The 11,459-nt window shown below is 62.6% G+C and carries 11 protein-coding genes and 1 pseudogene; 3 read left to right on the top strand and 9 right to left on the bottom strand.

All coding sequences use genetic code 11. The features are described from left to right. Positions 1-196 precede the first annotated feature (196 nt). On the bottom strand, positions 197-961 hold the full coding sequence (locus AC3A4T_RS16065; RefSeq protein WP_487676263.1) for a SapC family protein: 765 nt from the start codon (positions 959-961) through the stop codon (positions 197-199). A gap of 372 nt (positions 962-1,333) precedes the next feature. Here AC3A4T_RS16065 and AC3A4T_RS16060 point away from each other — a divergent pair, with 372 nt between their 5' ends. Further along, complete coding sequence (locus tag AC3A4T_RS16060; RefSeq protein ID WP_487676262.1) at positions 1,334-1,546, top strand: hypothetical protein; 213 nt, start codon at positions 1,334-1,336, stop codon at positions 1,544-1,546. 11 nt (positions 1,547-1,557) lie between these two features. Here the strand turns inward: AC3A4T_RS16060 and AC3A4T_RS16055 are convergent, their stop codons facing one another. Next, positions 1,558-1,956, bottom strand: coding sequence for a fluoride efflux transporter FluC (locus AC3A4T_RS16055; RefSeq protein WP_487676261.1), 399 nt, complete (start codon positions 1,954-1,956; stop codon positions 1,558-1,560). Between the two features lie 244 nt (positions 1,957-2,200). After that, entirely contained in the window at positions 2,201-3,568 is a 1,368-nt protein-coding gene (locus AC3A4T_RS16050; protein WP_487676260.1) for a replication-associated recombination protein A, read from the bottom strand. 375 nt (positions 3,569-3,943) lie between these two features. Here AC3A4T_RS16050 and AC3A4T_RS16045 point away from each other — a divergent pair. Further along, positions 3,944-4,456, top strand: a pseudogene (locus AC3A4T_RS16045) (glycoside hydrolase family 108 protein); the annotation flags it as partial. 273 nt (positions 4,457-4,729) lie between these two features. On the opposite strand, the gene pcaD reads toward AC3A4T_RS16045, so the two are convergent. Continuing rightward, positions 4,730-5,527, bottom strand: a complete 798-nt coding sequence (pcaD, locus tag AC3A4T_RS16040) for a 3-oxoadipate enol-lactonase (protein WP_487676259.1) — start codon at positions 5,525-5,527, stop codon at positions 4,730-4,732. A gap of 155 nt (positions 5,528-5,682) precedes the next feature. Here pcaD and AC3A4T_RS16035 point away from each other — a divergent pair, with 155 nt between their 5' ends. Further along, positions 5,683-6,651, top strand: coding sequence for a LysR family transcriptional regulator (locus AC3A4T_RS16035; RefSeq protein ID WP_487676258.1), 969 nt, complete (start codon positions 5,683-5,685; stop codon positions 6,649-6,651). A 7-nt stretch (positions 6,652-6,658) separates the two neighbouring features. On the opposite strand, the gene AC3A4T_RS16030 is transcribed toward AC3A4T_RS16035, so the two are convergent. From AC3A4T_RS16030 to AC3A4T_RS16010, 5 genes are all read right to left on the bottom strand, one after another. After that, on the bottom strand, positions 6,659-7,246 hold the full coding sequence (locus AC3A4T_RS16030) for a hypothetical protein (RefSeq protein ID WP_487676257.1): 588 nt from the start codon (positions 7,244-7,246) through the stop codon (positions 6,659-6,661). Positions 7,247-7,476: 230 nt separating this feature from the next. Beyond that, entirely contained in the window at positions 7,477-7,779 is a 303-nt protein-coding gene (locus AC3A4T_RS16025; protein WP_487676256.1) for a hypothetical protein, read from the bottom strand. Positions 7,780-8,017: 238 nt separating this feature from the next. Further along, the gene (locus AC3A4T_RS16020; protein ID WP_487676255.1) at positions 8,018-8,455 is read right to left on the bottom strand and encodes a hypothetical protein; all 438 of its coding nucleotides are present in this window, start codon (positions 8,453-8,455) and stop codon (positions 8,018-8,020) included. A gap of 20 nt (positions 8,456-8,475) precedes the next feature. Next, positions 8,476-10,476, bottom strand: coding sequence for a hypothetical protein (locus AC3A4T_RS16015; RefSeq protein ID WP_487676254.1), 2,001 nt, complete (start codon positions 10,474-10,476; stop codon positions 8,476-8,478). 165 nt (positions 10,477-10,641) lie between these two features. Then, positions 10,642-11,100, bottom strand: a complete 459-nt coding sequence (locus tag AC3A4T_RS16010; protein WP_487676253.1) for an Imm30 family immunity protein — start codon at positions 11,098-11,100, stop codon at positions 10,642-10,644. Positions 11,101-11,459: the final 359 nt, after the last annotated feature.

Raw genomic sequence — 11,459 nt, 5'->3', positions numbered from 1 at the left:
CTTATCCGACAACGACTTAGAGTCATTTCTCATCCTAGATCGAATCCTTATCTAGGACAGCCCCAAAGCGAATCCCCCCTGCCCCCTTTTGCAAAGGGGGGAACTGCAACGGCAAAAGCGGTTGCGATTTGACTCGCTCGGCCGTTCAACTCGCCGGCGCGCTCAATTCGCTCGTCCGCTCGACTCGCTCAACTGCTCAACCCGCGGAACCGTTCGCGGTCGCAGCGCTCGGCGCAGCCGCGGCCTTCGCCGTATCTTCCTGCTCCAGCGCCGACAACCGCTCGAGATTCTGCATCGACACCAGGTGCGTATAGATCAAGCCGAGCGCACCGGAGCGCAGCAGGTCCGGGATCACCGCGTCGTCCAACTTGAGCAGGCGCTCTTCGGACACCACATACACGCCGCCGAGCTCGCGCTGCTCGCCTTCGCCGCCGAAACGGATCACCCGCTGTTCCAGCAGATCCAGCTCCTTCAAGCGCGCGGTGAACGCCGCGGTGCGCTTGAACTCGTTGTGGAAGTCGGACAGAAAGCCCATCGCCCGCGCCAGATTCTCGCTGTCTTCGCCGTCTTCCTTGAACAGCAGGTCGCCGTCCTCCTCCGACAGGCCGTCGTAGGCCATGTCGACGCAGACCGTCAGGGTGCCGCTGTCGCGGTCCTCGGCCAGCATGAACGGGTATTGGCGCAGGAACGCCGGCACGTAGCCGCGCTTCCAGCGCGAATTTTCGTCGACGTAAAGATTGTGCTGGTTGCGCAGGCCGACCACCACCGCCGGCAGGAAGTCGCCGTTCTCCAGGCGCGCGAACACGATCGTGTATTCGGACGCGGCGTGCGGGAATTCGACCGTGGTCAGCGGCACCGAATTGAGCTGGGCGGCGAAACGGGCATTGTGCGTGGCCGTGCGCAGGCGCAGGCGGCGATGGGTGTTGCGGTTCAACGGTACGACGCGGTCGTAGATCAGCATGGTGTTCCAGTTCCTGGTGGCTAAGCCGGGGCGAGGTCCCGCCATCGGGGCGGGTGCGGCGAAGATGCGCGATCAAGGTGACAGTTACAACGCCGGGAAGGCATGCGGCCCCGATCCGGCGGCACCGGAGCGGCGGCCGCATCCCCCTGCCAGCGTGCCGTCCGCCCTTACAAAACGCCATTTTGGCGTGCATTCATGCCTGTCAAAGGTGTCATCACATCGGCTCCCATATCGTGATTATCGGCACACAAAAGACCTGTGCGCCTTTATGCGAGAGGGGAAGCGGCTTTGTTCAAGGTGTCATTGCGGGAACACGCTCTGTTGAGCGTGCTGGTGGGGTTGCAGCGCGGGGTGCAGCCGGAGACCAGTCATATGAAACATGCGTTGATCGAGGACGGGCTGGCCCTGAGCCACGACGGCCGGCTGGCGTTGTCGGACGCCGGCACCACCTTGTTGCAGGCCCTGCAGCATATGGTCTGGGCCGAGGTCGAATCGCTGCAGCAGGTGCTGGCCAACAAGTCGCAGGCGCCCAGCGACGACGTGCTGCGGATGACCCGGCTGCCGGTCAATCCGCCGTTCGAGTAGCCGATCTCGAATCACGGCTTGAACCACAACGACTGCCCGAGCCGCCAGCCGATCACGATCGCCAGCAGGCCCAGGCCGACATGCGCCGCGATCGTCAGCGCCAGCCAGTCGTAACGCGCCGCGCGCAGCAACGCGAGCAGGTCGACGCCGAACGCCGAGAACGTGGTCAGGCCGCCGAGCACGCCGGTCAGCAGCAGCGCGCGCCAGAAATCCGCATCGTCGCGCTGGCCCAGCCAGACCAGCAGCAGGCCCGCGCACAGGCAACCGAGCACGTTGACGCACAGGGTCGACAACGCCGGCCACGGCGGCGACGCGCGCGGCAGCAGCAGATTGGCGCCGTGGCGCAGCATCGCGCCGAATGCGCCGCCCAGGCCGACGGCTAGCAATTGCAGTAAAGCGGTGCGGGTCATCCCGGTGGCTCCCTGAGTGGCTCAAATGGCGCTGGTGCAGGCGGTGGTGCAAGCAACAACATCGACGATGCAACGTCAATACAAGCAGCGCCGCAAGTCCGAAGTCTTTTGCGGGAGGGGCTTGAGCCCCGACGCTTTTCGCTCAAGTTGCCCGGATTCACCCATTCTGAGCGAAAAGCATCGGGGCTGAAGCCCCACCCACAAAAACCTCACAGCCACGCAGCAACGAGTTCATTGCTCCGGCTCACTCCGCATCGCCCTCGCCCCGCGCCTGCTCGCGCTGCGCGCGCAAGCGGGTCAGCTTCTCGCGCAGCTTGATCTCCAGCCCGCGCTCGACCGGCTGGTAATACACCCGCTCGCCCATCGCATCGGGAAAACCGGTCTGGTCCAGGGCGATGCCGCCGTCGGCATCGTGGTCGTACTGATACCCTTTCGAATACCCCAACTGCTTCATCAGCTTGGTCGGCGCATTGCGCAGGTGCAGCGGGACGTCCTGGGTGCCGTGCTCGACCACGTCGCGCTTGGCCGCGTTGAACGCGGCATAGGCGGCGTTGGACTTGGCCGTGCTCGCCAAATAGATCACTACCTGGGCCAGGGCCAGATCGCCCTCCGGGCTACCGAGCCGGTCGTAGGTGTCCCAGGCGTCCACCGACATCTGCAAGGCGCGCGGATCGGCCAGGCCGATGTCCTCGACCGCCATCCGGGTCAGGCGCCGCGCCAGGTAATGCGGGTCGCAGCCGCCGTCGAGCATGCGCGCGAACCAGTACAGCGCGGCGTCGGGATTGGAACTGCGCACCGATTTGTGCAGCGCCGAGATCTGGTCGTAGAACTGCTCGCCGCCCTTGTCGAAGCGGCGGGTGCGGTCGGCCAGCACCTGCGCCAGGGTGCCGGCGGTGATCGCGCCGTCCTCATCGGCGGCCAGTTCGGCGGCGATTTCCAGCAAAGTCAGCGCGCGCCGCACATCGCCGTCGGCGGCGGTGGCGATCTGCATCAGCAGGTCGTCCTCGACCCGGATCGTCTGCTCGCCCAGGCCGCGCGTTTCGTCTTGCAGCGCGCGCCGCAAGGTCTGGGCGATGTCGTCGGGCGACACCGCTTCCATCACGTGCACGCGGCAGCGCGACAGCAACGCCGAGTTGAGTTCGAACGACGGGTTCTCGGTGGTCGCGCCGACGAAGATGATCGTGCCGCGTTCGATATGCGGCAGGAACGCGTCCTGCTGGGTCTTGTTGAAGCGGTGGACCTCGTCGACGAACAGCACCGTGCGGCGGCCGTCGGCGAACCGGTGCGCGGCCTCGGCCAGCACCTGACGCACCTCCGGCAGGCCCGACAGCACCGCCGAAATCGCCTTGAACTCGGCGTCGGCGTAATGCGCCAGCAGCAGCGCCAGGGTGGTCTTGCCGCAGCCCGGCGGGCCCCACAGGATCATCGAATGCACGCGTCCGGACTCGACCGCGCGGCGCAAGGCCGAGCCCGGCGCGAGCAGCCGGCGCTGGCCGACCATTTCGTCCAGGCTGCGCGGGCGCATGCGCTCGGCCAGCGGACGCAGGCCGTCGCGATCGACGCTGAGCAGGTCGGGGGCGTCGGCGGCGCTCGGGGTGGTACGGCGGGCCACTGCGGGAAGGGATCCTGTGCAAGTTCGCGGGGGCGGACACGATAACAAGATCGGCCGTGGCCGGATGCGAACGGGGTTTGCCGGATGCGGCCGGCGCGCTCGCGCGGCGGCGGTCCGGGTTGGCGCGGGACGCGATCCGCCGCGGCTGGCGATCGCAGCCCGGAGCCATGGCGACGCCCTGCCCCGGGCCGTATCGCCTGCCGGCATCGACATGACCGGCCTCTTGGCCGACCTGCGCCGCTCGGTCGGGATCGACATTCGAACTCACATGGCCGCGGCAACCACGTTGATAGCCGTATGCGCGCCGCGCATCGGCGGCGGCGAATCCCCGGCCCGCCGCGGCCGTCACATCCCTTGCCGAACGGAGCCCGACGGATGGCGAATTTCGACCTGTATCTCCCGCAGTTGCTCAAGTTCGAGGGCGGCTGGGTCGACGACCCGGCCGATCCCGGCGGCGCGACCAATCTCGGCATCACCCTGAGCACCTTCCAACACTACGCGCATCCCCTGCTCGGCCTGGCGCCGACCCTGGCCAACCTGCGCGCGCTCGACGCCGCGCAGGCCGGGGCGATCTACCGAAAGATTTACTGGGACCCGATCGACGGCGACGCGATTCAACTGCAGTTCCTGGCCGAGATCGTGTTCGACTTCTACGTCAACGCAGGTTTCCACGCGATCGCGCTGCTGCAGCAGTTGCTGGGCCCGCCGCTGACCGCCGACGGCCGCTTCGGTCCGCAGACCCTCGGCGCGCTGCAACGCGCCGATCAGGCCGCGCTGTACGCGCGCTATCGCCAGGGGCGGATCGACTATTACCGCAACCTTGCCGGCGCACATCCGGTGCTGAGCCGCTTCCTCAACGGATGGCTGGCTCGGGCGCAGTGGTTTCCGCCGCAGGCGCCGGGCAATGTCGCGGCAACACCGGGCCAGGCGAACGGCGGCGCTGGACTACGGGCCGCGACCTCGATTTTCGACGCGGTGAGCGGAAGCCGGACGACGACGTGATCGCGGTCCGGTTCGCCGTCGTCGATTACGGTGTAACGCAGCCACTCGTCGAGTTTCGCGATCAAGCCCGGCGGCATTACCAGCTTGCTCCATACGAGCGTTCTTCATCGCCGCCGCATGCATCGCACCTGACGACGCGGCAGACCGCAGATGCCGCGCTCAAGCCGCGCCCAGGAACTCGAGCACCGCGGCCACGAATTCCCGCGGAAATTCGACATTGCTCAGATGCACCGCCGGCAGCACCAACAGTTTCGCGCCCGGCACCGTCGCCGCGATGGTATCGCTGTGACTGGCCGCGGTCACGGTGTCGTACTGACCGGCAATCACCAGGGTCGGCCGCTCGATCAGCGCGATCGTGCGGCGCAGGTCGGCGTCGCGCACCGCGGCGTAGGAACCGGCCAGCCCCTGGCGATCGGTCGCGAGCAGCATGGCGCGGAAGGTTTCGACAATGGGCGAGGCGGCGTCGAGCATGGCCTTGGGAAACCAATTGCCGAGGAACATCTGCGCGGTCTCGCGCATATCCGCCGCGCTCAGCACCGAAGCGATGCGTTCGTCCCATTGCCCGGCCGGGCCGAGATAGGACGAGGTGTTGCTGAGGATCAGCCGGTCGACCCGCTCCGGCGCATGCACCCCGAGCCACTGGCCGATAAAGCCGCCCAGCGACAGACCCAGGAAATGCACGCGTTCGATATTCAGCGCGTCGAGCAGTTCGATCGCGTCGCGGCCCAGACGGTCCAGCGAATAGGCACCGAGCGGGACACCGGATGCGCCGTGGCCGCGGGTGTCGTAGCGCAGCACGCGGAAATGCCGCGACAGCGCCTCGATCTCGCCATCCCACATGCGCAAGTCGGTGCCGATCGAATTCGACAGCATCAGCACCGGCCGGTCGCTGGCGCCGTCGATGCGATAGGCGATACGGGTGCCGTCGCCGGCGGTAACAAAGGACAACTCGTTCATGATCGGCGCTTCTCGATACGGTGCTTGGAAGCGCCGCGCCGGATGTCGCCGGCCCGATCGCCTCTGCAACGGCGGTTGCCGTGGCCCATAGCGTGATTGCGGCCGAACCGAACTGATATTACAAAGATCGCACACACCTTGTAAGAAAATCGGACATGAGCGCTTTCACCCTGCACGACCTGCAATGCTTCGATGCGGTGATCCGCGCCGGCGGCTTCCAGGCCGCCGCCGCCGTGCTGCACCGCTCGCACCCGGCGGTGTTCGCCGCGGTCGCCAGGCTGGAAACCCAGCTGGGCCTGAGCCTGCTCGATCGCAGCGGCTATCGCGTGCAGCCGACCGACGCCGGCCGCTCGCTGCATCGCCGTGCTCAAGCCCTGTTGCGCGAAGCCGAACAACTGCGCTCCCACGCCGCGCAACTGGCCATGGGCGAGGAAAGCGAACTGCGGGTGGTGATCGGCGACCTGTGCCCGCGCCCGCAGATGCTCGCTCTGCTCAGCGGCTTCTTCAGCCACTGCCCCGGCACCCGCCTGCACCTGCATTTCGAAGCGGTGACCGGCCCGTGGGAGCGCTTGTTCGACGGCGACGCCGACCTGATCGTGCATCGCATCGACAAGACCGACCCGCGCCTGGAATGGATCGACCTGTGCAAGGTCCCGCTGCTGCCGGTGGTCGCCCCGGGCCTGCTGCCGTTTCCGATCACCCGCGCGATCACCCCGGCGCAGATGCGCGATTTCACCCAATGCGTCATGCGCGACACCGCGCGCCATTCGCCCGACATCAACTACTTCATGATCGAAGGCGCGCACCAGTGCGTGGTCGCCGATCAACTCATGAAGAAGGAAGTGATCCTGCACGGCATGGGCTGGGGCCACCTGCCCCGGTTCCTGATCGAACAAGAACTCCGCGACGGCCGGTTGCTGTCCATCACCGGCCGTCACCTGCCCGGCGGCAGCGAGGAACTGGTCGCAGCGCGCCGCGGCGACCGGCCGCAGGGGCCGGTGGCGAATCGGTTGTGGGATTACATCCGCGAGCGGGCGCCACGGTTGCGGGCCGAACTCGAGCCGGCCGCATCACTGGTACGCAAGCGTGCCGGCACCGCTAAGCGACGCGGCACGCGGGCCTGAACCTGCTTCAGTCCTCCCGTTCGATCGCCTCCACCGAATCGCAGACGACCCAGCGCTTGTCCAGGGTCAAGACCACCTTCTGCTCGTTTCCCGTCAACGGACCCGCCGGCACCACATTGACCCGCAACAAGCCGCCCAACGCACGCGCCAGCGCCTGGATCACCACGTCCGGCCCTTGCGCCAACATGCCGTTGCCGCTGGCCAGCAAGCGCTCGAAACGCTCCACCGGATAGCACACCACGTCGGCCGGGTCATACCAGCCTTGCGATACCGAGGCGATCGCCGCATGCGCGGCCAGATAGACCTCGCCCGCCGAAGCGGCCACGCCGGAAAAGAACAACTGCGACCGCGCCCCCTGGTGACTGAGCAGCAAGGGATGATTGGAATCGCACGCGATCTCGCGGACCCCGCCGAGCTGGCAATGCACCTGGGTCGGCGACTGGCAATGCAATTCGACCCGGCGCCGAAGAAACCCTTGGTCCCAGTCGTCGAAGTCCACCGTGAGCACCAGCAATTCGTCGCGCGTCCAATGCATCGCCGTCAGCCATGCGTCGGAGCGTTCGCGGATCTTCCATGAAAACACGGCGAGGTTCATCGCGCTGAGTCCCTGTCGATTGCTGGGTCCGAAATCTCATCATAAGCAGCGCCGCAATGCCTGGGCCGCGGCGACGATGCAGTGGTTCGAACGCCTCGCATCGGAAACAGGGAGCACAGTGTAAGTTTCTTAGCCCCTGATCCTACGTGCAGCACCGGTGGATGGGGAGAACTCAAGGCCGTTACAGGCTGGAATTATCTCAATGCACGCTCGGCAAGCTCGATCTTCGATCAAGCACCAGCACTCTCATCCAACTTACCCCAATCCGCTAACCGGTAGTACTTAGGCGCCCGATCCAATCCATCCCAAAAGACGAGAAGACCATGGCAGCGTGGACAACGGTAGGTAACACTGCCTCCCGCCATCATCGTTACCTGCATTTTTACATAGCCGTCGTCCACTTCGTTCAAAGCCAACACCATGGCATCCGAGATTTCATCCAGATCGACATCAGCAATCAAATTGAACTGATGCGGACATGGGATTTCCCCATCGATGAACGTTTCCCCACACCCACAAAGCACCACACCCATGGATCAATCCCCTTTACACGAAAACAGGAGACAGAGTGTATTTTCTAAGTAAAGCCCGCTCGCCCCCCCTGTTTTCACATCTCCGCCAATGATCGAAGCCCAATCACCGCGGCGGGCAGGTACTGCAAAGATTGAGCGTCCGTCTAAGGTTCGACCGGTCTCGGAAAGTGGATAGAAAAGTCCACTCTGACCCCTTCTTCGCACAGAGCTTCCCTAAAGCTGCCCGACGCTTCTGTACTCAGGTCGACACAAACACTTCCAACACCAGATCCAAGTACCGGGTCTTGCCATGTTCGTCCAAGGACTTGCCCTCATCCAACGCGACGATCATCTTGACTCTCGCACCGGGTCTGTACAGCGCCAAGTCCGCCCGATCGTTCACGAAACACTGGTGATATTCATACTGACCGCCGTCGACATCCATCTTGAAGCTGGGCTCGTCCTCGGCCGAATCGGCATTAATCAACTTGACCACGACGCCCTCCTTCACAAACGAACGGATGACGCCGCTCCTGACATTACTCCACCACTCCTCGGTGCCTAGAAGTCCGTGCGTGCCTTTCAAACCGAACACCTTTTCCTCCGGATCCAAGGTCGCCTCTTGAATGGCTGCCAGGAATGCCGGATCGGCCTTCAGCTCCTCCTGAAAGGTAAAGACTCTCTTTAAACCTGTCATCGATCGCTTCCTTTACTTATCTAGCCCTTGCCTGACAACTGTATATCCGACGATGTTGGATCTGAAGATCTCGATTCCCGCGCCCTTGCCCAGCAATATATTTGGCACACCCCCTCATTTTTGAACTGCACATATTTCTGCTGCCAGTCCACATGATGGACGGACCTCAATTCCGGATAGTGCGCTTCGCTGCCGTCGGCAGCCAGACCAATCTTATATAGCGCTTCGGCGGTTCCGGGCCTCGCCGCGAATCTGACTACAGCCCCCTCGAATTCCTTCGAATATGCATCGAGCGAGGAAATTCCTGTTTCGCCAGTGGGAACGATCTCGTACTTCGATCGGCTGAGCATTAGCCTGCGCAAATGACGGGGACTCATGGCCCGGTAAAATATTTCATTTCCGTAGACATCGTACTCTTGCACCCAACTCGTCGGATCGGCCGACCTTGCGTAGGGAACGCCCAACTCGGTACGAATGCTGTTATCAAGCTCCTTTTCGACGCGCGCCTTGACGACATCGGCCGCCCGATCGACCGCCGCGTCCCTCAGCTGCCCGATCGCAAGCGAACCGCCCACCCTCATTCTGCCCCCGAGTCTGCTGGAAAGAAAATCGATGCCGGCATTCGCGATCTCTTTATACACATTGCCGATCAGCTCACTGTTACCGTCCTTGGCCGGCATAAAGCCCGCGCCAATCATATTGTCTCTTTCCTGCCTGATCACATCATCGAGGTTCTGAAGCGCGATCTCCTTTTCGGTGGGAGCCGAGAACAATGTCATCGAGGTGGCGTCCACGTTCTCGGCGCTTGCATATCTCACCGCAATGGCTGCTTCCACCACGTTCTCATTGGCGAGCAGCCGCTCGTCGAATCGGGATATCAACTCCCGCCTCAGCGGCATCAAATTGAAGGATGCGCTGGTTTCGGATCTTCCAGTGACCACATCGAATTCCATGCTGCCTATCAAATTGGAGATGTCGCCATCCACCAGCAGATTGCCGGCATGCTCTCTCAATTCGCTGACCAATTGCTTTTTGGTCGCCTCGACTGGAACTAGCATGACCATCGCGTCGGGCGCCACGTCGGTATAAGCGCCTTCAACTCCAGCGGCCCGGATGTATGCCGCCATCGCCTTGACTTCCTCCACGGATAAAGAGGTCTTTCGTCCTGCATCACTATTGAGTTGCAGTCCCACGTAACCGCCACCGTCTTGGGCCAGACGCAGCAAGGTGGAGATGGTCTCTGAGTAGAGCACCGTTGGTTTGCCCAGCCCCAGCTTCTTCAAACCACTGTCGAACGGCACCGCATAGTCGCGCCTAGCCCGGGTCAAAGGGGATGGCGCGCCACCGCCGGGGCCCGCCACGGCTCCATCGAGCATCGCTTTAAAGCTATCGCGTTGCGCGGCCGTCATGTCGTAGGGATTGGCAAATGGGTTGCCATCCGCCCAAACGGCGTCGTACAGCTGCTGATCCATGAGCGCATGCGCGTTGCGACTGGCCCGCCGGTCGGACAGACCGCCTTTCACCGCGCTAGCTAGCGCATTCCCAAACGCATCAACCGCAATCTGCCCCCAGTTCTGTTCACCCAACCCCATCGAACGACGTACAGTCGCGTTGATCGCGCCGTCAAGAGCGCTGCCTGCGAAGTCGTTCGCGAAGCGTTCAAAGCCGCTGGAACCATCGGTGATCGGCAGGGAACCCGAAGGATTAAGATTGGCGCCCAGATAGGCGCCCGCCGCCGTCGCGGCTAAACCCTTCCAGCTGAAATAGGTATCCCTGCCGACCGTCGCGTTGGCGACGACGGAGCCGCCGTAGCTGGCCACCCCTTGGGCCACGCGGCCTGCGGTGCTTAGCGCGCGCGATCCGTCGGCCGCGACCTTGCCGAACGTGGCGGTCCCGGCCAAGTAGGCACCCGCGCCCGCGGTCACGCCCGCGGCGATGCCGTCGACCGCCACATCTCGCCAGCTGAAGCTCGCTACGCCGATGGCGCTGGCGGCGCCTCGAACCACGGTACTGGCTGACACGGTGGCCACACCTGCGGTCACGCCCGTGGCCAAGATCGGACGGCCGCGAAAGGCTCGACCGGTCTCAGATAGTGGATCGGAAAGTGCACTCTGGCCCCTGTTTACCGAGAACAATGCCACCGCGGCAGCATCTATGTGTGTCGCAGGAGTAGGAATAGGTTTAAATTAAATTGATTCCAACTCTGCCATCCCGGCCATGCAACGAGACTTAAATTTATCCTTCTCGGAAATTTTCCTAAGAATCTCTTTCTCAATAGCTATTATTTCATTATCCGCAGTGGAAAAAATATTAATAAATTCTGCATAAGCAGAATCTAAGTTAATAATTCTTGTATGCAGAATAGAGCACCATCGCGGCGCCTTCGCATAAATAGCCGGAAGATTTTTAACGAGAGCGGCGAAGTACTCGCTCCAAGGAAATCTCTCCAAGGCATGAACCACGCCAAACATAACCTCATCAAACTCGCATGAATCATCCAAGACAAACAATAACAGAACAATCAAGGACGAATCCATGGCATCTGAAGCTTCGGTCACTAGATCTTCAAACTGTTCAACCTTACCCTCGACAACTTCACCGAAGCTTCGAAGGTCCGCAGCTATTTCAGCTGAAAAGCGGGTCATGCAATTACTCCTTGCCAAAAATCCCTGGGTACGCGGCCTTATAGTCCTGAATATAGCCCCGAAGAGAGGAATGAACTTCGGAGCCGTATAGACCATCTTGCATATAAATTCGTCGAGCATCCATTACATCACGAGCCAGCGCATCTCGCGACGACTCATCATCGAAGACTCTTCGACCGTACGACTCCGTTCTACGGTGTCTTCCGCCTTTTTGTGGCTGCTCCATATTCAAGGCATTGCACTCTCAAGGTACAAGTGCATCACGTAAGCGGATCAAGGGCTTAGACCCTCTTCTTGGTAAACCCGCTCTGGGCCTGAGTAAGTCCTTGACCAGGCAGCAATTGCTGATTCGCCAACGT

The organism is Lysobacter sp. Soil_N_51, from assembly GCF_057655755.1.
This window is presented reverse-complemented; position numbering and strand designations above follow the sequence as displayed.